Raw genomic sequence first — 24,548 nt, forward strand, 5'->3', positions numbered from 1 at the left:
TGCATGAAAAAGACCGTACTGGCCGTGGGCGCTGCTGCGCTCGCGCTTTCCTTCTCCTGCGCCCAGGCGCAAATTTCCGACGGCGTTGTCAAGGTCGGCGTGCTGACCGATATGTCCGGCCCGTATTCGGCCATGGGCGGGCGCGGCTCGGTGGTGGCCACGCAGATGGCCGTGGAAGACTGTCTGAAGGCCGAATGCAAGGGCATGAAGATCGAGGTGGTGTCGGCCGACCATCTGAACAAGGCCGATATCGCCGCCTCCAAGGCGCGCGAATGGATAGACCGCGACAAGGTCGATGCGATTGTCGACCTGACCAATTCGTCGGTGGCGCTGTCGGTGCAAAAGCTGATGAAAGAGAAGGGCGGTATCGCCATGTTCAGCGGCCCGGCCACCGGTCGCCTGACCAATGAAGACTGCTCGCCCAACGGCTTTCACTGGATGTTCGACACCTACTCGCAGGCCGCCGGCACGGCTGCCGCACTGACCAAGCTGGGACAGAAGTCCTGGTATTTCGTGACGGTCGACTATGCATTCGGCCACTCGCTGGAAAAAGACGCCAGCGAGGTGGTCAAACAGAACGGCGGCACGGTGGTGGGCGCGGTGCGCCATCCGCTCAACGCTTCTGATTTCTCGTCCTTCCTGGTGCAGGCGCAGGGCTCCAAAGCCCAGGTGATCGGCCTGGCCAACGGCGGCGCCGATACCGTCTCGGCCATCAAGCAGGCGCGCGAATTCCGTATCGGCAGCGGCAAGGACCAGCGCCTGGCCGCCTTGCTGGTGTTCCTGTCGGATGTGCATGCGCTGGGGCTGGAAACGGCGCAGGGGCTGGTGTATGCCGACGGTTTTTACTGGGATTTCGATGAGCGCAGCCGCGCCTTTGCCAAGCGCTTCGAGGCCCTCAACAAGGGCGCCAAGCCGACCATGGTGCAGGCCGGCGTGTATTCCAGCACCTATCACTACCTGAAGTCGGTGGCCGCGGCCAAGAGCGACGACTCGAAAATCGTCGCTGAAAAAATGCGCCAGCTGCCAATCAAAGATGCGGTGATGAACAACGCCTCGATCCGCCCCGACGGGCGCGTGATTCACGATATGTATCTGGTACAGGTAAAAACCCCGGCCGAATCGAAAGGTCCGTGGGACTACCTGAAAGTGCTGTCGACCATTCCGGCCGAGCAGGCGTTCAAGCCGATGGATGCGGCGGCCTGCAGCCTGGTCAAAAAATAAATTTGCGATTTCAAGTACCCAACAACGGAGTCATCATGAACACCATCGCCCTGCATATCGCCGGCCAGCACCACGCCTCCGCCACCACCGAATGGCGCGACGTGATCAATCCCGCCAACCAGGAAGTCGTCGCGCGCGTGCCGTTTGCCACGCGTGACGAAGTCGACCTGGCTGTTGCCACCGCCAAAACGTCCTTCAAAACCTGGCGCAATACGCCGCTGGCCGCGCGCATGCGCATTATGCTCAAGTACCAGCAACTGATCCGCGAAAATATCGGCAAACTGGCCGAACTGATTACGCGCGAACATGGCAAGACCCTGCCCGACGCAGAAGGGGAGGTCATGCGCGGCCTGGAAGTGGTCGAACATGCATGCTCGATCGCCACCTTGCAGTTGGGCGAGATTGCCGAAAACGCCGCCAATGGCGTCGATGTCTACAATATTTACCAGCCGCTGGGCGTGGGCGCCGGCATTACGGCCTTCAATTTTCCGGTGATGCTGCCGTGCTTTATGTTCCCGATCGCGATTGCCTGCGGCAATACCTTTGTGTTGAAACCCTCCGAGCAGGACCCGTCGTCGACCATGTACCTGGTCGAGCTGATGTACCAGGCCGGCTTGCCGGCCGGCGTGCTCAATGTGGTGCATGGCGGCGCCGAGGTGGTCAATATGCTGTGCGACCATCCCGACATCAAGGCGGTGTCGTTTATCGGCTCGACCCATGTCGGCACCCATGTGTACCGCCGCGCCAGCGAAGCGGGCAAGCGCGCGCAGTCGATGATGGGCGCGAAAAACCATTGCGTGGTGCTGGCCGACGCCAACAAGGAGCAGGCCATCAACAACCTGATCGGCGCCGCCTTTGGCGCGGCCGGCCAGCGCTGCATGGCCAATTCGGTGGTGGTGCTGGTGGGCGAGGCGCGCTCGTGGTTGCCCGAGATCGTGGCACGCTCGAAAGCACTGAAGGTTGGCCCGGGCAGCGACCGCGAAGCGGACCTGGGGCCGATGGTGTCGAAAGCCGCCTTGCAGCGCGCCGAAAAGCTGATCCAGGCCGGCGTGGACGAAGGCGCGCAGCTTCTGCTTGACGGGCGTGGCCACAAGGTGGCGGGTTTTGAAGGCGGCAACTTTATGGGGCCGACGATTTTCTCAGGTGTGCAGGCTGGCAATTCGATCTATACGCAAGAGATTTTCGGGCCGGCCATGTGCGTGGTGGAGACCGAGACGCTCGACGAAGCGATTGCCTTTATCAACGCCAACCCGAACGGCAACGGCACCTCGATCTTTACCTCGTCAGGCTGGGCCGGGCGCAAGTTCCAGAACGAGATCGATGTGGGCCAGGTCGGTATCAACGTGGCCATTCCGGTGCCGGTGGCGTACTTCAGCTTTACCGGTTCGCGCGCCTCCAAGCTGGGTGACCTGGGGCCGAACGGCAAGCAGGCGCTGTATTTCTGGACCCAGACCAAGACGGTGACGGCGCGCTGGTTTGCACCGGACGACGCCGGCAGCGGCGTCAATACCACCATCGCCATGAAATAAGGAGCTGCCATGGGTGAGCAAATTGTTTTTATCGGCCTGGGCAATATGGGCCTGCCGATGGCGCACAATCTTGTGCGCGCCGGCCATGGCGTCACCGGCTTTGACCTGGTAGCGGCCAGCGTGCAGCACTTTGTCGATGGCGGCGGCCTGGCTGGCGCCGACCTGAACGCTGCCGTGGCGCAGGCCGACATCATTATCACCATGCTGCCGGCCAGCCGCCATGTGCAGGGCGCCTATCTGGGCGAGCACGGAATCGTGGCGCGCGCCAGGGCCGGTGCGCTGCTGATCGACTGCTCCACCATCGCGCCGGAGGTGTCGCGCGAGGTGGCTGCCGCAGCGCAGGCCAGAGGCTTGCGCATGATCGACGCGCCGGTGTCGGGTGGCACGGCGGGCGCGGCGGCCGGCACGCTGACCTTTATGGTGGGCGGCGCTGAAGCAGATCTGGCCAGTGCGCGGCCTTTGCTGGAGCAGATGGGCAAGAATATCTTCCACGCCGGCCCGGCCGGCAGCGGCCAGACCGTCAAGATCTGCAACAATATGCTGCTGGGGATACTGATGATCGGCACCAGCGAAGCGATCCGCCTGGGCATGGCCAATGGTCTCGATCCGAAGGTGGTGTCGGAGGTGATGGCCAAGAGCTCGGGGCGCAACTGGACGCTGGAAGTGTATAACCCTTGCCCCGGCGTGGCCGACAACGTGCCGGCCTCGCGCGACTATGCCGGTGGTTTTGGCGTGGATCTGATGCTCAAGGACCTGGGGCTGGCGGTGGAAAGCGCCAGCGCGTCGGGCGCCAGCGTGCCGCTGGGCGAACTGGCGCAGGCGCTGTATGCGCGCCACAGCCAGGCGGGGGCGGGAGGGCTGGATTTTTCCAGCATCTACCGCCTGGACCAGGCCGGCTCCTGAGGATCCGCAGAAGTCCGATCAGGCCTTTCGCACTGTGTCACCGGGCGCCATCCCTATCGTGTCGCATGTTTTAAAGGTAACAATATACACTCCGCAACTGATCGAGTCAGGTCGATGCCGTGCATCCGACGGCGTCGCCCCATCTTGGCAAAGCAAAATGCCCTGATGGATAATCAATTAACGACAGAAGACGGAAGCGTATATGTTCAAAAAGATAGTGGCACTGGCACAGCAGGCGCTGGGTACAGACGCGCTGGGTAACGACGACTACGCGCAACTGAAAAAAGGCCTGCGCGGCCTGTCGCAGATCGATGAAGCGCTGTGGCAGCGCGCCTGCGAATTTGTCTGCGAAGGTACGCAGGAAGGCGTGCTGCTTGAGCTGCAGGCCAGCGCACCGCGCGGTGGCGTATTGCTGGGAAAACCCGGGCGCCTGAGCAGCCACTTTCATACCTACGACATGGACAAGAAGGACGGAGCGCTGGCCAGGGAAAGCCTGCGCCACCGCCACCAGTTCTACGCACAGTTCGATGCCGCCGACATCGCGCCGGTGGTGCTGATCCGCCTGGGCAAGCTGCTGCTGGCAGCCGACCAGGGCGCATCGCTTGAACGTACCGGCGCCCAGGTGCCGCAGTGGCTCGACTATCTGGTCAGCGATGCGCTGCATGCCAGCTTTGCCGATACCCGCGCCGATGCAACCGTCGCCAACCGGCGCGGCTGGGACGCCGGCTTGCTGGCCGCACTGCTCGAACATGAAGGCGAGCCGGGCGCAGGCGCGCTGCAACTGGTATTCGAACGACGTGAAATCGATGACTACCAGCGTGAGCGCTGCCTGCCACGCCTGCTGGCGCCCGGCGCGCTGGACGACTATATGCTGGCCCATGCCGGCCAGGTCGAGGCGCTGCCTGCGACCCTGTCAGCGAGCGGCAAGGTCGTGCTGGCCCGCCGCCTGGGCGCGGCGCCCGCGCTGGCCCAGGCGTTTGCTGCGCCGCTGGTGCGCCTGGCCGTCGATAGCGGCAAGACGGTGAGGGCGGTAGCCGGTCCTTGCCTGTCTGTGCTGCCGGCCGAACGCCGCACGGCCTTGCTGCAGGAGTGTCTGCTGACCGGCAAGACCGAAGAACGGGTGCAGGCAGCCGAGCTGCTGGGGCGCGCGATGGCGCCGCAGCACGGCGCGTTGCTGGAGCAAGCGCTGGCGCAGGAGAGCAGCAAGACGGTGCAGACGGCGATCCGCAATGCGCTGTCCTGGCTGGGCGCGGCCAGCGACGCCGGCGCCAGCGAACTGCCCGAGGTGCCGCTGCCTGCATCGCCGCCGCCATCGCGCCTGGGCGACGATGCGCTGCAGCTGCTGCAGGCCAGCTATAGCGCGCTGCTGGAAAAATTCAGCGCCGAGGCGCGCGAAGAAAGCGATGAAAACCAGGCCGGCAAGCATACCTATAAATGGAAGCAGCACCGCCTGAAAAGCTTCCAGGCGGTCAAGCCAGAATATCTCGCTGGCGCCATCCGCGTGCTCAATGGCGAAGGGCAGAAAGACGACCTGCAGCGCGCCCGCAACAGCCAGCTGCGCGTGCCGGTCGAATACCAGGGCAAGCTGCTGGCGCTGCCCGAATTCGGCCTGGCGCAGATGGTGCGCTGGCTGGTGGCCACGCGCCACAACAGCGCGCACTTCTGGCATGACAGCTTCTTCCAGCAATGGCTGGCGCGCCAGTCGCTGGCCAATTTTGACTTGCGTCTGCTCGACCGCGCCATGCGCGAGGCGGGTGACCAGAGCGACAGCGTGGCGCTGGTGTGCCTGGGCAATAACTGGTGGGGCGTCAAGCCGCAGCACATGCTGGCCGCCGACCAGGTATGGCCGCTGTTTGCCGAGCGGCGCGACTTGATCGAACAGGGGCTTGGCCTGCGCGCCGCTGAAAAGCAGCGCAATGCGCCCGAGCTGGCGTCCACGCTGGAAATTGTGGCGCTGTTCCCGGTGCTGCCAGCGCAGTGGCTGCCGCGCGTGATGGAGTTTGCGCTGGGCGAGGGCAAGCAGCACCGCGCCAGCGCCCAGCAGATGCTGGCCAAGCTGCCCGATATCGGCAAGCGCGTGGTCGAGGCACTCGCCTCTAGCAAGCAGGAAATGCGCATCGGCGCGGCGCGCTGGCTGGCCGACCTCGACTACCGCGCCGGCGTGCCGGCACTGTACCAGGCGCTGGACAAGGAAACGCGCGAGACCGCCATTGCCGCTTACCTGACGGCGCTGGAGCGGCTCGGTGAAGACCTGAGTCCGCGCCTGTCGCCCGAGGTGCTGCTGGCCGCTGCCCGCAAGGGCCTGAAAGGCAAGGCGCCCAGCGGCCTGGCGTGGTTCAAGCCGGAGCTGCTGCCGGCCTGCCGTTGGCGCGATGGCAGCCCGGTCGAGCCTGAGATTATCCGCTGGTGGGTGGTATTGGCCTGCAAGCTCAAGGAGCCGGGCGGCAACGGCCTGCTGCTGCGTTACCTGGGCCTGCTCGACGAGGCCAGCCGCGCCGCGCTGGGCGAGATCGTACTGCGCCAGTTTATCGAGCAGGATGTGCGCGGCCCCAGCCTGGACGAAGCGACTGCGCATGCGCAGGCCAACGCGCCGGCCCGCTACCAGAGTTACCAGGACAGCGCCAAACGCTATCCGCAGTATTACAGCGAGCAGGGCAAGCTGACGCCCGAACAGGTATTCGATGAAGTGCGCCGCGAAAAGCTGGCCGAATACCTGGGCAGCGCCATCGGCGAAAAAGGTATCCTGGCGCTGGCGGCCGGTACGCCCGGCCATGTGGCCGTGTCGCTGCTGCAGGCCTATATGCGCGACCATTATCCGCGCCGCGCGCAGATCGAAGCGATGCTCGACGGCCTGGCCGATGGCGCCGATCCGGTGGTGATCCAGCTGCTGCTGGGCATTGCGCGTCGCTACCGCACCGCCTCGGTGCAGGATAAGGCGCGCCTGTTGGTCGAGCGCATCGCGCAAGGCAAAGGCTGGAGCCAGGACCAGCTGGCCGACCGCACCATTCCCACTGCCGGCTTCGACGAAGCGGGCCGGCTCGAGCTGTCCTACGGCGCGCGCACCTTCCATGTCACGCTCGACGCGGCCATGAAGCCGGTGCTGCATAACCCGGAAGGCAAGGAAATCAAGGCGCTACCCGAGCCGCGCCAGGACGAGTCGCCCGACAAGGCCAAGGAAGCGAAACAGCAGCTGTCGGTGTGCAAGAAGGAACTCAAGCAGGTCATCACCCTGCAGACGGCGCGCCTGTACGAAGCGATGTGCGCCGGCCGCGTCTGGCCGCAGCAGGAGTGGACCGAATACCTGCTGCAGCATCCGATAGCCGGGCGCCTGGTACAGCAGCTGGTCTGGATCGCCGAAGACGATCGCGGCACGACCTTGCTGCGCCCGGGCGACGACGGCAGCCTGCTCGATATCGATGACGAGGAAGTCAGCCTAACCGCGGACAGCCGCCTGCGCCTGGCGCATGGCTCGCTGCTTGACGCCGCGCAGATCGCCGCCTGGCACCGCCACCTGAAGGACTACAAGGTCAAGCCGCTGTTCGAGCAGCTGTCGCACCAGTTGCCCGACAGCGCCCTGATGGCGGGCCGCGAGATCGCCGACCGCCTGGGCTGGGTGGGCGACACCTACGGTTTGCGCGGCGCGTTCACCAAGCAGGGCTACCTGCGCGGCCAGGCCGAAGACGGCGGCGTCTTTACCGAGTACCACAAGGACTTTGCCAGCGCCGGCCTGCGCGCCGTGATCGAGTTCTCGGGCAGCAGCCTGCCGGAAGAGCAGATGGCCGCAGCGCTGAAAACGCTGTCGTTCTACCAGCTGCCGCGCAACTGGCGCGACGAAGCCATGCTGCTGACCGAAGTGCCGCCGGTGCTGCTGGCTGAAACCTATGCCGATTACCTGGCCGTGGCCAAAACATGCGGCGGCTACGATCCGCAGTGGGAAAGCAAGATGCCATGGTAAGGCCGCTGGGCGAAGAAGTATTGCAACTGCTGCGCAGCAATCAGCGCGAGCTGCTGCAAAGACTGCAGAAGGAGGCGCAGGCGGAGGCGGAAAAAAACCTCAGCGCCAGGTTTGTCTCGCACAGCGCGCAGCAGGCGCTCAGCGAGTGCGCCGCGCTGGACGACGCGCAGTTGAGCGCCTTGTCGCGCTGGTTCGAGAGCGGTGATGTACAGGCGGCAGCTTGCTTTGCGCTGCCGCAGGGGTCACGCGTACTGAGCTGGAAGGGGCGGCTGGCCGCCTTCTCTGGCGTGGACGTACTGCACATGGCGCGCTGGGTATCGACCAAGGTGCAATATGGCCATCGCTTCTGGCATGACGACGATTTTGAAATATGGCTGGCGCGCCAGCCTGCCGGCAGCGTTGATCTGCGCCAGTTGGATGCCGCCCTGCGCGAAGCAGGCGACTTGCGCGACGGCGTGGCGCTGGCCTGCCTGAGCGACTGGGGCAGCTTTGTCCGGCGGCCGCAGGCGGTATTGCCGCCAGACTGCGTCTGGCCATTTTTCGAGCAGCGGCCCGAATTGATCGATCAGGGTCTGGGCCTGGCGCCCGACCCGCGTTCAGGTTATGACCGGCTCCGGCTCGACTACACGCTCGATGTACTGCAAACGTATCGGCAGCTGCCGCAGCGCTGGCTGCCTGCACTGCTCGATTTTGCGCTGGGCGACCTCAAACCGCAGCGCATTGCCGCCCAGCGCATCCTGGCCAGGTCGCCCGATATCGCCGGCCAGGTCGCGGCCAGCCTGGCGTCGGGCCGCCAGGAAGTGCGCATGCGCGCAGCGCGGTGGTTAGGTGAACTTGGCGACCCGGCGGTCGTGCCGGCGCTGTATGGCGCCGTCCAGCGCGAGCGCCGCGAGACGGTCAGCGCGGCGTTGCTGTCAGCTTTGGAGCGTCTGGGCGAAGATATCGCGCCCCTGCTGGCCCCCGACAAGCTGCTCGCTGAAGCGCGCAAGGGCTTGCAAGCGAAGATGCCGGCAGGACTGGAGTGGTTTGATTTTGCTGCGCTGCCCGATTGTTGCTGGGGCACTGGCTCGCCGTTGGCGCCCGAGATCTTGCGCTGGTGGGTGGTGCTGGCCTGCAAGCTCAAGGAGCCGCGCGCCAATCCCATGCTGATGCGCTACCTGGACTTGTTGCATCCCGACAGCCGCGCGGCGCTGGGACTGGCCGTGCTGCGCCAGTTTATTACGCACGACACGCAAGGTGCCGATCCCGACGCGGCGATCGCGCACGCCAATCAGTATTATGTGCAGCGCCACGGGCAGTACCAGCAACTGGCGCGTGAATATCCGGAAGCTTACGGTTACCTGGGGACGCGCAGCATGGACAGGGTATTTGAAGAGCTGCGGCTCGAAGCGCTCGGTGACTGCACCGGCAGCGCAATTGGCCAGAAGGGCATCCTGGCGCTGGCCTGCCATGCGCCAGGCGAACGCGCCGTCGCACTGCTGCAGACCTATATGCGCGACCATTATTTGCGCCGCGCGCAGATCGAGGCGCTGCTGGAATGCCTGGCCGCTGGTAGCGATACGGCGCTGGTGCAGCTGTTGCTGGGCGTGGCGCGCCGTTACCGCACGGCGTCGGTGCAGGACAAGGCGCGGCTGCTGATCGAGCAGGTCGCCGCCGACAAGGGCTGGAGCGCCTGGCAACTGGCCGACCGCACTTTGCCCACCGGCGGTCTCGATGAAAGCGGCGCGCTGATGCTCGATTATGCCGGCCGCCCGTACCGTGTCACGCTCGATGCCGCCATCAAGCCGGTGCTGCACAATGCCGAAGGCAAGCTGGTGGCCGCCTTGCCCGAGCCGCGCGAGCATGATGCGCCGGTCAGCATCAAGGAGGCCAGGCAGCGCCTGTCGAACTGCAAAAAGGAGGTGAAGCAGGTCCTCGTGCTGCAAACGGCGCGCCTCTACGAAGCCATGTGCCTGGGGCGCCGCTGGTCGGTGGCGGACTGGCGCGACGACCTGCTGCGCCATCCGGTCGCCAGCCGCCTGCTGCAGCAACTGGTATGGCAGGAACTGGGGCCTGATGGCGCCGAGCGTCAGCTTTTCCGGCCTGTCGAAGACGGCAGCCTGCTCGACGCCGACGACCAGGAAATCGCGCTGGCCGCCGACAGCGAAGTGCGCCTGGCGCACGCCATCTTGCTGACGGCGGCGCAAGTGGCGGCCTGGAAGCGCCACCTTGGCGATTATCGTCAAAAGCTGCTGTTTGAACAGTTGCAGCACGCATTGCCGCCGGCAGCACTGCGCGCGGGGGCGCATATCGATGACCGGCAGGGCTGGCTCAGCGACAGTTTCACGCTGCGCACCGCCTTCGGCAAGCGTGGTTATGCGCGTGAAGCGGCGGGCGACGGCGGCGTGTTTGAGGCCTACTGCAAGGATTTTCCCGGCGGCGCGCTGTGCGTGCGCATGCGTTTTTCCGGCAGCCAGTTGCCCGAGGAACGCCGGCCGGTAGCGCTGATGACGCTGGCTTTCCAGAGCCTGCCCGATGGTCACCCGGTTGCGCTGTCGACGGTGCCACCCGTGTTGCTGGCCGAGGCCTATGCGGATTATCATGCGGTAGCCAAAGTGTGCGGCGGCCATGACGAGGACTGGGAAAGCACGGTGGCCTTTTAAGCAAGGAAAGAGATGAAAAATACTGAACAGACCAGCAGCGAAGGCGGCCAGGAACACGCAGTGCGCCACAGCGCCGAACAGCGCCATGCGGCAGAGCTGCAGCGACTGCGCGAGGTCGATACCGATCCGCGCCCCGAGGGCTGGCAACTGTCGCCGCGCGCGGTGCGCCGCTTTATCCTGGGCGACGCGGCGCTGCAGGTGAGTCGCAAATTCTACGGCGACGATCCGCTGGTCGACCGTGCGATTGTCACGCTGATGGGGCACCAGGGACTGATGCTGGTGGGCGAGCCCGGCACGGCCAAGTCGCTGCTGTCCGAACTGCTGGCCGCGGCCATCAGCGGCGACTCGGCGCTGGCGATCCAGGGCACGGCCGGCACCACCGAAGACCATATCAAGTATTCGTGGAATTACGCGCTGCTGCTGGCCGAAGGGCCGAGCCGGCGCGCGTTGGTGCCGTCGCCGTTGTACCAGGCGATGGAGCAGGGCCGGCTGGTGCGCTTCGAGGAAATCACGCGCTGCGCGCCCGAGATGCAGGACGTGCTGATCTCGCTGATGTCGGAAAAGCAGATGATGGTGCCTGAACTGGGGGGCGATGCGCGCGTGCATGCGCGGCGCGGCTTCAACATTATCGCCACCGCCAACCTGCGCGACCGTGGCGTACACGAGATGTCGTCGGCGCTCAAGCGGCGCTTCAACTTTGAAACCGTCAAGCCGATCCGCGACCATGGCTTTGAAGTCGAGCTGGTGATGCAGCAGCTGCAGCGCGAACTGGCCGCCATCGGCGCCAACGTGACGGTGGGGCGCGACGTGGTCGAGCTGCTGGTCACCACCTTCCAGGACCTGCGTGCCGGCCAGACGCGCGAAGGCACGGCCATCAAGACGCCGGACGCGGTGATGTCGAGCGCCGAGGCGGTCAACCTGGTGTACGCCGCTTCGCTCGAAGCGCTGCATTTCGGCGACGCCACGCTGCGTCCGCGCGAACTGGCCAATCAGCTGCAGGGGGTGGTGCTGAAGGATAACGCCGACGACATCAAGCGCGTGCGCCACTATTTCGACACGGTGGTACGCGAGCGCGGCCGCCGCGACGATCTGTGGAAAGATTTCCACGACGCGGCGCGCAAGCTGTGGCTGTAGCGCCGGGCCAGGCGGCCGCCTTGCCGGCCAGCGTGCAGGCGGCGCGCGCGCAGCTGTTCGGACCGCAGGTGTACTTTGCGCCGCTGCGCCACCACAGCCCGGCCTGCGCGTTTGCGCTGCAGGCCATGCTGCGCGAATTGCGTCCGGCCGCCGTGCTGATCGAAGGTCCGGAAGGTTTTACGCAGATGCTGCCGCTGTTGCTGGACGAACGCACGCAGCCGCCGGTAGCCTTGCTGAGCCAGACGACGTTGCCGGCCGGTGTAGCCGGCCAGCCGCCGCGCACGCAGTCGGCGTTTTTCCCGTTCTGCCACTACAGCCCGGAATGGGTGGCGCTGCGCGAAGGTGCGGCGCTCGGCGCGCAGGTGGCCTTTATCGACCTGCCGTGGCAGGCGCGCGCTGACCGCGACCGCCAGCATGGCGGCAGCGACGGCGAGCAGGCGGACAGCCTGATGGCCGAGCGCTATCTCGCGCACAGCCGCTATCTCAATGCGCTGGCGACACGCGCCGGCTGCCGCGACCACGACGAGCTGTGGGACCATCTGTTCGAGGTGCGCGACGCTGCCCGGCTGGCCGACTGGCGCGCGCTGTTCGGCGACGTCTTTGCCTATTGCGCGATGGCGCGGCTCGACTACGAGCCGGCCGTGCTGGAGGCCGAAGGCAGCCTGCCGCGCGAACGCCATATGGCTGCGCATATCGCCCACTGGCGTGCCAAGATCGACGGGCCCATCGTGGTGGTAACCGGCGGCTTTCATACCAGCGCGCTGATCGATTTGCTGACGAAGGGCAAGCACAAGGCGATAGCAGAGCGGGCATCGGCAGATGCGCCGGGCTGGCTGATACGCTACAGCTTCGAGCGGCTCGACGCCCTCAATGGCTATGCTGCCGGCATGCCGGCGCCGGCCTATTACCAGGCCATGTGGGAGTCTTTGCAGGCCAGGCCGCAAAGCGCCTTGCACCATGTTGCGCTCGACACCCTGACAACGCTGGCGCAGCAAAGCCGCGCGCGCGACTTGCAGCAGCGCATCTCGACGGCTGAAGTGCAGGCGGCCGTGCTGCAGGCGGCGCGCCTGGCGGCCTTGCGCGGCCATGCCGGGCCGGGACGCCAGGACCTGCTCGACGCCATGCAGTCGTGCTTTGTCAAGGGCGCCATCGACGATGGCGCGCAGGGCCTGTTGGACGATATGCGGCGCCTGCTGACGGGCAGCCGGCTGGGCGACATTCCACCCTCGGCCGGCTCTCCGCCGCTGGTGGAAGACGCGCGCGCGCTGGCGCGCCGCCATGGCCTGCGCCTCGATGACAGCGAACGGCGCACGGCGCGCCTCGACCTGTACCGCAAGGACCGGCACCGCCAGCGCAGTCGCTATTTTCACCTGATGCATTACCTGGGCAGCGGCATGGCGCGCTGGCAGTCCGGCCCTGATTTCCTGGCCGGCAGCGGTCTTGAACTGCTGTTCGAGGAGTGGACTTATGCATGGACGCCGCTGGTCGAAGCGCGTCTGATCGAGCTCTCTGCCGACGGCGCCAGCCTGGCAGAAGTCGCGCTGGCGCGGCTGCTGCGCGACGAGCAGGCGCTGCTTGAGCAGGGCCAGGCCGGTTCGGCCGGCGGTGCTGCTGCCCTGCTGGTGCGCGCCTGCCTGGTCGGCCTGCATGAGCGCCTTCCTGCATTGCTCGGCCATTTGTCGCGCCATCTCAATGCAGACCCGCAGCTGGTGTCGGTGCTGGCCTGCGGCCATGCACTGGTCACGCTGTGGCGCGCGCGCGAACCGCTGGGCGTGCGCGATGCGCCAGAAGTGCAGTCACAGGTGCTGGCGTTGATGCGCGCCGTCTGGCCGGCGGCCCTGTTTCTGCTGCCGGCGCTGGCCAACAGCAGCGCCGAGGCGGAAAGCGCGCAGGTGGCGCAGCTGCTGTCGCTGCGTGAATTCGGCCGTGCGGCGCGCAGTGCCTTGCCGGACAGCGAGGCCGGGTTGGCCTTTGAGGCTGAACAGCTGCATGCCCATCTGGCTGGCCTGGCGACGCAGCGCGACGGCGCCCCGGGTATCGCCGGTGCCGCTTGCGCGCTGCTGTTTCTCGATGGCGCCTGGGACGAAAACCAGCTGGCGCAGCTGCTCGAACAGCGTTTCGGCGTTGGCGCCCAGCCCGACCAGGCCGTGCGCTTTTTGTCGGGCCTGATGGCGGCGGCGCCCGAACTGCTGCTGACGCAGCCGCAACTGCGGCGCAGCTTCAACCGCATGCTGGGCAGCTGGGACGAGCGCAGCTTTATCGCCTATCTGCCCGAGCTGCGGCTGGCCTTTACGGGCTTGAAGCCGCAGGAAACGAGCGAGCTGGCCGAAACGCTGGCGGTACTGAACGGCGCCGCGCCCGACGCCCTGCAGCTCGAGGTGCAATACGACGTCAGTGAAACCGATATGCTGGCCGGCAGCCAACTGAACCTGGCGCTGGCAGCGAGCCTGCAGCGCGATGGACTGGGCGCCTGGCTGACCGATTTGAAACAGGAAACGCCCCATGGCTGACACCGACAACGCCGACCAACTGCTGCGCCGCTGGCGCCTGGTGCTGGGACGCTATGCGAAGCCGCTTGAAACCGGAGACTGGAGCCAGGACGATGGCCGCATGGACGCCAGTCTCGACTATCTGTACGGGCGCGAATACGAGCGCAAGGGCATGCTGCGCGCCGGTGGCGGCGCCGGTGGCGGCGGCTCGCTCGATCCCAGCCAGCTGCGCGCCATCGACTGGCTGCAGCAGGCCAGAAAACTGTTTCCGCAGGAGGTGTACGAGCGGGTGCAGGGCCACGCGATCGAGCGCTACGAGCTGAGCGGCCTGCTGCGCGATCCGGCCGTGCTGGCCAGCCTGGAGCCCAACCAGGCGCTGGCCAAGGCGCTGATCGGCATGCGCGGGCGCCTCAGCGCCAATATGCACGATGCGGTGCGCGCCATTATCCAACGCGTGGTCGAGGAAGCGACCGAGCGACTGCGCAAGGACTTTGTCAATGCGATTGTCGGGCGGCGCAACCGTTTTCGCCGCACGCAGGTCAAAAGCGCACAGAACTTCGACTGGCGCGCCACGATAGCGGCCAATCTCAAGCACTATGACCAGGCCAGCGGCCGCCTGGTGATTGCGCGTCCGTACTTCAATGCGCGCGTCAAGCGCAGTCTGCCATGGGACGTGATCCTGTGCGTCGACCAGAGCGGCTCGATGATGGATTCGGTGATTTACGCAGCGGTGGTGGCCGGCATCCTCTCAAGCCTGCCGGGCGTCAATGTGCGCCTGGTGGTGTTCGATACCAGCGTGGTCGACTTGAGCCACCTGGCCAGCGACCCGGTCGAAGTGCTGCTGACGGTGCAGCTGGGTGGCGGCACCAATATCGGCCGCGCCGTCCAGTACTGCGAACAGCTGGTGAGCAATCCGCAGCGCACCGTGCTGGCGCTGATCAGCGACTTTGAAGAGGGCGCGCCGCCAGGACCGCTGCTGGCGTGCCTGAAGCGCCTGGCCGAGTCGCGCGTAACCTTGCTGGGCCTGGCCGCGCTCGACGAGCGCGCGCAGCCCGTCTACGACCAGGGCATGGCGCAGCGCCTGGCCAACCAGGGCATGCACGTGGCGGCGCTGACACCCCAGCATTTTGCGCAGTGGCTGGCCGAGGTGATGGCGTGAGCTGGCACGATGTCTACCGCAGTTTCGATGACGACAGCCTGGTCACGCTGGCCAATGCCGGCTTGCTGCGGCGCGCCATGAAAGATGTCGAGGCAGGCAAAGTTGGCTGGCAGGGCGAGCCTGGCGGCGCCTTGCGCGCCGATGGCCAGCAGGTGCTGCTCGATGGCGGCGGCCCGCAAAAGGGCCGCTGCGATTGCCCGGCGCCCGGCATCTGCAAGCATATCCTGGCCGCCAGCGTGTGGCTGCGCCAGCTGCCGCTTGATGACGCGCAAGCGCCGCCTGCAGCGGCCAGCGTGCTCGACGAAGTGCTGGCCCAGGATGGCGCGGCGCTGTGCAAGCAGGCCGGCAAGCCGGCTTGCCGCCAGGCGCTGGCCTGGCTGGCCGATAGCGCCGAGGCGCAGGTGCAGGTGATCGGCGGCCGCTTGCAGATCGAACTGCCGGCGCTGAAACTGGCCTGCAGCTATGTGCGCGGCGCCGGTTTTGATGGCATGGTGTCCGACGTGCCGGCCGCCATGCGCAAGGCGCTGCATCTGACTGCGCTGGCCTGCGTATGGCGCGCGCATGGGCAGGAACTGCCGTGGCCATCTGGCCTGGAAACGGCGCTGTCCGAGGCGCCCGATGGCTTGAGCAGCAGCGAGCTGCTGTTCGTGGCCCAAGTGCAGCGTTTGCTCGGTGAGCTGTATGACAACGGCCTGTCGCACGCCAGCGCGATTACCGGCGCCATGCTGCGCGCGCTGAACATGTCGGCCCGCGCGGAAGACCTGCCGCGCCTGGCCGCGCTGCTGCGCTCCCTGGGCGGCACGTTAGAGCTGCTGGTGCAGCGCGACTACCAGGCCAGCGAGCGCCAGGCCTTTGACGAGATGGCCACCATCCATGCGCTGTGCGCGGCGCTCGAATGCGCCAAAGGCGATACCTTGCAGCGCCTGCGCGGGCGCACCCGGCGGCGCTTTAATGTACGCGATGCACGCGATGCACGCGAAGGCGATGCCGGCCAGGATGATGCGCTGGACCTGCTGCCGCTGGGCGCCTACTGGTGGGAAACGCGCGGCGGCGCGCGCGGGCTGACGCTGTCGTTTTGGGACCATGTGGATGCGCGCATCGTGCAGGCCGTGCTGGCACGCCCCGATGGCAGCGATCGTTCCTTCACGCGCGAGTCGGCCTGGAATGCGGTCAGCCTGTGGCAGGGCGGCGGCAGCGCCGAACGCCTGTGCCGGCAGGGCCTGCGCCTGGTCGGCGCGGCGCTGTCCGCTGATGGCCGCCTGGCGCAGGGCGGCCAGGTCGAGGCCAGCAGCCTGCCTTTATGGCCGCTCGACGATGCGCGCTGGCAGCAGTTGGGCTTTGATGACTGGACAACGCTGGCTGGCCATATCAGGCAAAGCGTGGGCCTGGCAGCCGACAGCATCGACTGCATCGTGTTGCGTCCGCAGGCCGTGTCGGCGCCGCAGATCGATGAAGTGACGCAGACGCTGGCCTGGCAGCTGTTCGACCGTGACGAAGCGCCATGGACACTGACGGTGCCGGCGCTGCTCGAACAGCGCGAGCGCATCACGCGGTTGCAGCAGGCGGTCAGCGACGGCGCCGATATACGCGCCGTGCTGGCGCGGCGCGACCCGGACGACAGCGATCGCTGGCAGCCGGTATCGCTGCTGATCGCCAAAAATAGTGCGCTGCTGGTGGTGTCGCTCGACTTCGAGCTTGGCGCCGGCACGCTGCCGTCGGCGTTGGCGCGCTTTTTCAAAAGCCTGGCAGGCAGGAAGCCGGCGCCACTGACCTTGACGCTGCCGTCGCAGGCAGCGTTGCTGCTGACCCGTGTGCTGGACCGGCTCGCCTTGCAGGCGCGCAGCGGGCGGCCACGGCTCGAGGCCGGAATGGCGGGCGAACTGGCGCGCCATGGCGCCAGCCTGCGTGCGCTGGGACTGGACCTGCCGGCCGCGCTGCTCGACGCCTATCTGGCGCGCCCGGGAGCTGCCCACGCGTTGCGCCTGGCGTATGTGTGTACCACCTGCCAGGCGCTCGAACGTGCTGGCTGACGGTAATGGCGCTAAGTTGAGCTTTTTCAAGCATTGGAAGTCGCAAGTCGACCAAATGGCGGGCCGGAGACGCGAGCCTGAGAAAATGCCGATGGCGGCGTTGCAGCTCCTCGCCGTACTGGCGTACTGTCTTCGTCGCTGCGCCTTGCCCTCGACATTTTTCAGGCTCGCTTGGCCCGAAACTCCTTTGCCGGCGTCTGGACTATTGTCGCCTTACTGGTGTGCTGGTGGCGCTAGGACGCTAACTTAGCGGCATTGGCGGCAGACGGTGGCTTAGGGCTGTTTCGACTGCAGCGCCGCCAGCTCTGCCCTGGCTTTTTCCAGCTTGCCTTCGAGCTTGGCGATTTTTTTCGGTTCCTTGTTGGCTTCCTGCGCCAGCCGCAGCGAGCGTTCGGTCTGGTTGACCTTGGCCTGCGCCTTGATGATTTTTTCGTTGTGGCGCTGCACCAGGCGGTCGTCGCGGCAGTTGGCGTTGACTTCGTCGAGCGCGCGCGACAGGCCCTCAACCTTGTTGGTATTGCCCATCTGCTGCGCGTCGCGCAGTTCGCTGCGGATGCTTTCGCGCTTGGCGGCGCAGCCGGCCAGTTCGCTTGCAGCCGAGGCGCTGCTGGCGGTAGCAGCAGACAGGCACAGTGTAAAGGCGAGGGCCAGGCGGGTATGGCGTGTCATGGCAGTCCTTGTCGTGGGGTAGGCCATGGCAATGTAAGCTGGCCGGCGGCACACTGTCAAATGCGCTTGTGCGCTGTTGCAGTGGCTGCATGCGCTAACATTGCTGCCAGTCTGTTTTTTTGCCGTCCTCATGTTCAGAAAAATTGCTTTGTTGGCCTTGCTGCCCTTGTCCCTGCACCTGCCTTTGCTGGCCCAGCAGCATCCGGCGCTGCTTGACGCCAGTTCCGAGGTGAAGGCCGATCTGGCCGCGATGCGCGCCAGGGTCGACGCCATCGTCAATCGGCCCGATGACCTGTCGCCGGAAAGCGTCGCCCGCTTCAGGCAGACGCTTGAGCTGGCGCAAGGTGGCAATGCCGAAGCGCAGCAGGATCTGGCGCAGCTGTATGGCAACGGCGTCGGCGTTGCGCGCAGCAGCGAACAGGCGCTGGCCTGGCTGACCAGGTCGGCACAAAACGGCCATGGCCCGGCGCAGGCTTTCCTGGGCGCCGCTTATACGCTGGGCAACGGCGCACCACAGGACCGCCAGCTGGGCGAGTACTGGACGCGCAAGGGTGCAGCGCAGGATATCGAGCTGGCGCACACCACGCTGGCCATGCATTACGAGTCGATCGACAGCAGCCCCGAGGAACAGGCACATGCGCTGCACTGGCTGAAGGTGGTTGCCGAGCACGGCTTTATCCCCGCCTACAATGAAATTGGCTATCGTCTGATGCTGACGGCCCGCGACGATGCCCAGCGCAAGGAAGCGTTTGGCTGGTACATGAGGGCGGCCAAGGCACTCGATCCACCTGGCCTGAACAACGTTGCCTACAGTTACGAAGTGGGGCAGGGCGTGGTGCAAAGCGACGAGGCGGCGCTGGGCTGGTACGAGCTGGCGGCGATTGCCAAAAGCCCGCCGGGCCAGACCGGCCTCGCGCGCCTGCTCGAACAGGGCCGTGGCGGGCCCACGCGCCAGGGGCCGGCGCCAGCGCCATTCGCGCTCTATCTGCTGGCGGCGCAGCAGGGCGATACCGAGGCCATCGAACGGCTGGTCAAGGTCTATCGGAACGGTGAGCTGGGCCAGAGCGCCGATGCGGCCCAGGCGCGCCTGTGGCAGAGCAAACTGCTGCAAAAAACGCAGTAAAAATGCCCGTTGGCGCGCAGACGGGCGCAAGGCGGCATGCTATGATGTTCGCGCTGTTATCGATAACAAACCACGCCACAACACCAGAGACACGCGCCACCATGACACCTGATTTCCGCTCCAAACGCATGCTCACCGAGCACATCTTGCATACCATGCGCTTTTACCATCCGCGCGCGATCGATCCGAGCGGCGGCTTCTATCATTTTTTCCTCGACGATGGCAGCGTCTACGACGCCAGCACGCGCCATCTGGTCAGCAGCACGCGCTTTGTGTTCAACTATGCGATGGCCTACCGCCAGTTCGGCGACGACGATTACCAGGCCGCGCTGCGCCATGGCGTGGCCTTTTTGCGCGACGCGCACCGCAATGCCGACACCGGCGGCTATGCCTGGCAACTGAGCTGGAAAGATGGTGCGGCCACGGTAACGGACGGCGCCAATCACTGCTACGGCCTGGCCTTCGTGCTGCTGGCTTACGCCCATGCGCTGGCGGCCGGCATGCAGGAAGCGCGCGCCTATCTGGACGAAACGTTTGAACTGATGGAGCAGCGCTTCTGGCTGCCCGAGCATGGCCTGTATGCCGACGTGGCCAGCGCCGACTGGTCTGAACTCGATGGCTATCGCGGCCAGAACGCCAATATGCATGCCTGCGAGGCGATGCTGGCGGCCTTTGAGGCGACCGGCGAGGCGCGCTATCTGCACCGCGCCGAAACGCTGGCGCACAATATCACGGTGCGCCAGGCTGGCCTGGCTGACGGCATGATTTGGGAACACTACCGTCCCGACTGGTCGATCGACTGGGACTACAACCTGCACGACAAGAGCAATATCTTCCGTCCGTGGGGCTACCAGCCCGGGCACTTTACCGAGTGGGCCAAGCTGCTTTTGATCATGGAGCGCCACGCCAAATTCATGGCCGGCCCGTCCGACTGGCTGCTGCCGCGCGCGCGCCAGTTGTTCGATACGGCGCTGGCCAAGGCCTGGGACGGCCAGCATGGCGGCATCCATTACGGCTTCGGTCCCCAGGATGAAATCTGCGATGGCGACAAATATTTCTGGGTGCAGGCCGAAAGCTTTGCCGCCGCTGCCGTGCTGGCCGCGCGCACGGGCGAAGAGGGCTACTGGCAGAGCTATGACAAGATATGGGGCTACAGCTGGCAGCATTTTGTCGACCACAACCATGGCGCCTGGTACCGCATCCTCACGCCCGACAACCAGAAGATCAGCAACGAGAAAAGCCCGGCCGGCAAGACCGATTACCACACCATGGGCGCTTGCTATGAAGTGCTGAACGTGATCGGCGGTGCAGCATGAACGCGCCAGTCACCTTCCCGCGTTTCGTCTCGGCCGGCGAAGCGCTGACCGACATGCTGAGGACAGGCGCCGACCAGTGGAGCAGCCAGGTTGGCGGCTCGACCTGGAACGTGGCGCGCGTGATGGCGCGCCTGGGCGTGCCGAGCGCCTTTGCCGGCGCCGTCAGCCTGGACGTGTTTGGCGATGCGCTGGCCGCCGCCAACGATGCTGCCGGTCTTGATGGGCGTTTCCTGCAGCGCTATGCCAGGTCGCCGCTGCTGGCCATCGTGCATGAACTGCACCCGCCGACGTACTACTTTATCGGCGACGACAGCGCCGACCTGCATTTCGACGCCAGCGTACTGCCCGAAGGCTGGATGGCGGGCGCGCAATGGGTGCATTTTGGCGGCATCAGCCTGGCGCGCGAACCGCTGGCCGGCAAACTGGTCGCCCTGGCCGAAGCACTGAAGGCGGCCGGCGTGAAGATCAGCTACGATCCGAACTTCCGCGTGATGATGGACGAGCGCTACGACGCCACTTTGGTGCGCATGACGGCGTTGGCCGACGTGGTGAAAGTGTCCGACGAAGACCTGGCCGGCCTGTTCCGCCATGACGATATCGACAGCGCCTTTGCCACCCTGCGCAGCTGGAACCCGGACGCCACTTATTTGTACACGCGTGGCGAGAAGGGCGCCGCGCTGTACCGGGGCGAGCAGGTGTGGCAGGCCGCGCCGCCAAAGATCACGGTAGTCGACACCGTCGGCGCCGGCGACGCCAGCATCGGCGGCCTGCTCTACAGCCTGATGTACCGCCCAGAGCAGGACGGCGAAGGCCACCTGCGCTTTGCCGTGGCGGCCGGCGCCGGCGCCTGCCTTGCAGCCGGTGCGGCGCCGCCGTCGGTGGCGTTGATCGAGCAGTTGCTGGGATAACCAGCGATGCGGTCGGGTAGGGCGCGTAGGTCGGATTAGGCCCCCAAAGGGGGCCGTAATCCGACAACATTGTTGGCGAATGAGGTGCTGCCATTGGCCGCGCAGCGGCGTAATCCGACAACATTGTTGGCGCATGAGGTGTTGGCGTCAGCGGTATTGTCGGATTACGGCCCGAAGGGCCTAATCCGACCTACGTGGTGCTGTGGCCGTCGACGCCCGCTCGACCAGGCTGAACTCCATCAGCCGATGCACGGCCGGGCGGTGTTCGCCGGCGCGGCGCTGGCGGATTTCATTGAGCACGAGGGTAACGGCGGCGCGCGCCATGTCGGCGATCGGCTGGCGGATGGTGGTCAGTTCGGGCCAGACGATGGTCGCTACCGGCGTATCGTCGAAGCCGCAGATGCTCAGCGTTTGCGGCACCTGCAGGCCCATGCCGTGCGCCACGGCCAGGGCGGCGGCGGCCATGTCGTCATTGCTGGCAAAGATCGCCGTCGGCAGCGGCTGTGCCGACAGCAGCTGGCGCGCCGCATCGAGTCCCGAGCGGTAAGTAAAATAGCCTTGTGCGATGCGTTCCGGTGGCACATCGATGCCCGCTTCGCGCATGGCGTCGCAAAACGCTTGCTGGCGCAGCAGCGCCGGCGTATGGGCCGGGTCGCCCTGGATAAAGGCGATATCGCGGTGCCCCAGATCGAGCAGGTGGCGCGTCATGGCCAGCGCGCCCTGGTAGTCGTCGATGCGCACGGCCGAGGCGCCGGGCGAGGGGCGCGCGGTGGCCACGGCAATTACCGGAATGCCGCGCTGCTTCAGCTGCGCCAGCACTGCCGGATCGTCGCATAGCGGCGGCGGCACCAGCATGCCGTCCACGCTGGACTCGACCAGGCTGTCGATGGCGGCCAGCTGGCTGGCCAGGTCGTCGCAGCGCTCGAGCATCAACTGCCCACCGCCGCGGCGGCACTGCTCCATCGCGCCGACCAGAAATTCACTGAGAAACGACGCGCTCGGATTGCTGTACAAGAGGCCAATACGCAGCGTGCCGGTGCGCGCTTCGCGCGCTGCCAGGTTCGGCTCGTAGCGCAGCGCGGCAATCGCCGCTTCGACCTTGCTGCGGGTGGCGTCGCTGACGCTGGCGCGGCCATTGATCACGCGCGAGACCGTCATGGCGGACACGCCGGCGGCGCGCGCCACGTCGTGCACGGTGGCGCTGGCCGGGGTGTCGGGAGTCGATGGCGCCGTCATTTATTCGAGGTGTCCGCCGAATTTCAGCTTGCCGCTGATGCGCATGCCGTGCAGTTGCCCCGCTTCGGGCAGGGCTGCGCTGGTGCTGGCACTGGTACGGTGGGCCGTATCGCGCCGCGCCAGGCCGACCGACAGGATGTCGAGTACCATCAGCTGCAGCAGGCGCACGATCATCGGCACGAAATTGAGGCTGCCTTCCGGGTGGTTGAGCGTGAGCAGCACATCGGCCACGCGCGCCAGCGGCGAGCCGCTGGCGGTAATGGCCAGCACGCGCGCGCCGCAGGCCTGCGCCACCTTGACCGTACGCAGCAGGTCGGGCAGGGCGCCCGAGCGCGAAATGACCAGCGCCACATCGCCCGGCTTGAGCATGGCCGCGCTCATTTCCTGCGCCTGCGGATCGGCAAAAAAGCTGCTGACGATGCCCAGGTTGAGCAGCTTTTGCTGCATGTCGTCGGCTACTACGCGCGCGCTGCCCACGGCCAGCAGTTCCACCCGGTTGGCGCCGCGCAGCAGTTCGATCGCTTCGGTCAGCGCCTTCACGTCGAGCATGTCGCGCATGGCCAGCGCGGCCGAGGCATTGTTGCCCAGTACCTTGCGCGCCAGTTCGGCATCGGTGTCCGATATCTCGACATGGCAGTGCGATACCGTAATGGCGCCGCCGGTCAGGCCCGAGGCCAGCTTGAGCTTGAAGTCGGCCAGGCCCTGCACGCCGATCGAGCGGCAAAAGCGCATCACGGTGGGCTGGCTGACGCCCACGCGCTGGGCGATTTCGGCAATCGGCAGGGTCAGCATGGCGTTCGGCTCTTTCAGCACCCAGTCGGCCACCTTGCATTCCGAAGGACTCATGCGCCCGCGCGCCTGGCGCACCGATTCGAGTACCGGCGCGCCCGAATTGGCGCGTTTGAGTTTTTGCGCCAGGATCGCGGCGATACCGAGAAAAGTCGGCAGTTCGGCCGTGATCAGGAAGGTGGGAATCTGCGCCAGGTATTCGTTCAAACGCCCTTTCTGTTCAAAGCGGGCGCGGAACTGCGAGCGTTCGAACAGCGGCCCCAGGCGCGGCACGATGCCCCCGCCTATGTAGATGCCGCCCAGCGCGCCCAGCGTCATGGCGACATTGCCGGCAATCGAGCCGAGGATGGCGCAGAAACAGTCGATCGCTTCGATGCAGATTTCACAGTCGCCCGCCAAGGCGCGGCTGGTGATCTCAAAGGCCAGCAGCGGCTGCGCATCGGGCTGGCCGGCGCGCTCGGCCAGCGCGCGGTAGATCAGTTCCAGGCCGCGCCCGGAGGCCAGCCGTTCGGCTGACACATGCGACAGTTCGCGCCAGGCGTAGGACAGCACGTCCATCTCGCGCTGGTCGCACGGCGCAAAGCTGACATGCCCACCTTCGCTGCCCAGCGCAATCCAGCGGTCTTCAGCCGGGATCATGCCCGATACGCCCAGGCCCGTGCCCGAGCCGAGCAGGCCGATCACGCTGTCGGCGCGCGCCATGCCGCCACCGATCTGCACGCGCTGGTCGGCGCGCAGGTAGGGCAGGGCCATCGCCAGCGCCGTGAAGTCATTGACCACCAGCAGCGTATCGAGGCCCAGCGCCTCGCGCATCGCTTCGATCGAGAAGAACCAGTGGTGGTTCATCATGCGGATAGTGTCGTCGTCGATCGGATTGGCAATCGCAATGGCGGCGTGGCGCACGCGGGCCGAACCGGCGGCGCGCGCGTCCTCGCTGTGCATATAGGCGTTGATGGCGTCGAGCAGCGAAGCATAGTCGTCGCAGGGCAGCACGCATATCGCTTCCAGATGGCCTTGGCGCGTTTCCAGTACAAAGCGGGCGTTGGTGCCGCCGATATCGGCCAGCAGGCGCGGGCCGTCGCTGAAACGGTCGGCCGCTTCGCCGCCCGCTACTTCTGTTCTTTCATCGATTCTCATGGTAATGCCGGTCTCGTATTGTGTGCTCGGTCGTTGCCGGGCAACTGTCGTTATGGTGAAAGCAGGAATTGTAAAGAGTATACGCTGCGCTGTGCATGCAATGAAAATACCAGTGAAAAGCAGGCGATGAAAGAGCGAAAAAATCAGTCGTAGGATTACAACATAATATGTTGATATTTGTTCGTAGTATAGTTACTATGTCCCTGCTGGAACAAATTCTGGCCAGTTGATTCGGCCACGAATAACTAGATAAAAACAATCGATACTGAGGAGACTTACATGTTGCATCGCACCATGATGAAGGCCGC

15 protein-coding genes are annotated in these 24,548 nt (G+C 65.8%); 12 read left to right on the forward strand and 3 right to left on the reverse strand.

All coding sequences use genetic code 11. The features are described 5' to 3' along the window. Positions 1-3: 3 nt before the first annotated feature. From GCM43_RS03920 to GCM43_RS03960, 9 genes are all read left to right on the forward strand, one after another. Complete coding sequence (locus tag GCM43_RS03920; protein ID WP_152242207.1) at positions 4-1,221, forward strand: ABC transporter substrate-binding protein; 1,218 nt, start codon at positions 4-6, stop codon at positions 1,219-1,221. 35 nt (positions 1,222-1,256) lie between these two features. Continuing rightward, positions 1,257-2,750 (forward strand): CoA-acylating methylmalonate-semialdehyde dehydrogenase, encoded by a 1,494-nt coding sequence (locus tag GCM43_RS03925; RefSeq protein ID WP_152242208.1) that lies wholly within the window; start codon positions 1,257-1,259, stop codon positions 2,748-2,750. Positions 2,751-2,759: 9 nt separating this feature from the next. Further along, a complete protein-coding gene (gene mmsB, locus GCM43_RS03930) occupies positions 2,760-3,653 on the forward strand; it encodes a 3-hydroxyisobutyrate dehydrogenase (protein ID WP_152242209.1) in 894 nt (297 codons plus the stop codon). Between the two features lie 202 nt (positions 3,654-3,855). Further along, positions 3,856-7,608, forward strand: coding sequence for a DUF4132 domain-containing protein (locus tag GCM43_RS03935; protein ID WP_152242210.1), 3,753 nt, complete (start codon positions 3,856-3,858; stop codon positions 7,606-7,608). After that, complete coding sequence (locus GCM43_RS03940; RefSeq protein ID WP_152242211.1) at positions 7,602-10,250, forward strand: DUF4132 domain-containing protein; 2,649 nt, start codon at positions 7,602-7,604, stop codon at positions 10,248-10,250. Before GCM43_RS03935 ends, GCM43_RS03940 begins: the two co-directional genes overlap by 7 nt. Before the next feature lie 12 nt (positions 10,251-10,262). Further along, on the forward strand, positions 10,263-11,384 hold the full coding sequence (locus tag GCM43_RS03945) for an AAA family ATPase (RefSeq protein ID WP_152242212.1): 1,122 nt from the start codon (positions 10,263-10,265) through the stop codon (positions 11,382-11,384). Beyond that, on the forward strand, positions 11,375-13,894 hold the full coding sequence (locus GCM43_RS03950) for a DUF5682 family protein (protein ID WP_152242213.1): 2,520 nt from the start codon (positions 11,375-11,377) through the stop codon (positions 13,892-13,894). The genes GCM43_RS03945 and GCM43_RS03950 overlap by 10 nt, the downstream gene beginning before the upstream one ends. Beyond that, positions 13,887-15,032, forward strand: a complete 1,146-nt coding sequence (locus GCM43_RS03955) for a VWA domain-containing protein (RefSeq protein WP_152242214.1) — start codon at positions 13,887-13,889, stop codon at positions 15,030-15,032. Before GCM43_RS03950 ends, GCM43_RS03955 begins: the two co-directional genes overlap by 8 nt. After that, positions 15,029-17,062, forward strand: coding sequence for an SWIM zinc finger family protein (locus GCM43_RS03960; protein WP_152242215.1), 2,034 nt, complete (start codon positions 15,029-15,031; stop codon positions 17,060-17,062). The genes GCM43_RS03955 and GCM43_RS03960 overlap by 4 nt, the downstream gene beginning before the upstream one ends. A 273-nt stretch (positions 17,063-17,335) precedes the next feature. Here GCM43_RS03960 and GCM43_RS25760 read toward each other — a convergent pair whose 3' ends face one another. Next, complete coding sequence (locus GCM43_RS25760; protein ID WP_193315529.1) at positions 17,336-17,731, reverse strand: DUF1090 domain-containing protein; 396 nt, start codon at positions 17,729-17,731, stop codon at positions 17,336-17,338. A gap of 130 nt (positions 17,732-17,861) precedes the next feature. Here GCM43_RS25760 and GCM43_RS03970 point away from each other — a divergent pair, with 130 nt between their 5' ends. The 3 genes from GCM43_RS03970 to GCM43_RS03980 all read left to right on the forward strand — a co-directional run bounded on the left by GCM43_RS03970 (position 17,862) and on the right by GCM43_RS03980 (position 21,078). After that, a complete protein-coding gene (locus GCM43_RS03970; protein WP_152242217.1) occupies positions 17,862-18,854 on the forward strand; it encodes a tetratricopeptide repeat protein in 993 nt (330 codons plus the stop codon). A 101-nt stretch (positions 18,855-18,955) separates the two neighbouring features. After that, on the forward strand, positions 18,956-20,170 hold the full coding sequence (locus tag GCM43_RS03975; protein ID WP_152242218.1) for an AGE family epimerase/isomerase: 1,215 nt from the start codon (positions 18,956-18,958) through the stop codon (positions 20,168-20,170). Beyond that, positions 20,167-21,078: a carbohydrate kinase family protein gene (locus GCM43_RS03980; protein WP_152242219.1), complete on the forward strand. Its 912-nt coding sequence runs from the start codon at positions 20,167-20,169 to the stop codon at positions 21,076-21,078. The genes GCM43_RS03975 and GCM43_RS03980 overlap by 4 nt, the downstream gene beginning before the upstream one ends. 180 nt (positions 21,079-21,258) lie before the next feature. Here the strand turns inward: GCM43_RS03980 and GCM43_RS03985 are convergent, their stop codons facing one another. Further along, positions 21,259-22,314 carry a LacI family DNA-binding transcriptional regulator gene (locus tag GCM43_RS03985; protein WP_152242220.1) on the reverse strand — a complete coding sequence of 352 codons (1,056 nt, stop codon included), beginning with the start codon at positions 22,312-22,314 and terminating at the stop codon, positions 21,259-21,261. After that, complete coding sequence (locus GCM43_RS03990) at positions 22,315-24,240, reverse strand: glucokinase (protein WP_152242221.1); 1,926 nt, start codon at positions 24,238-24,240, stop codon at positions 22,315-22,317. Between the last annotated feature and the right edge of the window lie 308 nt (positions 24,241-24,548).

This window comes from Janthinobacterium aquaticum, from assembly GCF_009208565.1.
Taxonomy (GTDB): Bacteria; Pseudomonadota; Gammaproteobacteria; order Burkholderiales; family Burkholderiaceae_D; genus Janthinobacterium.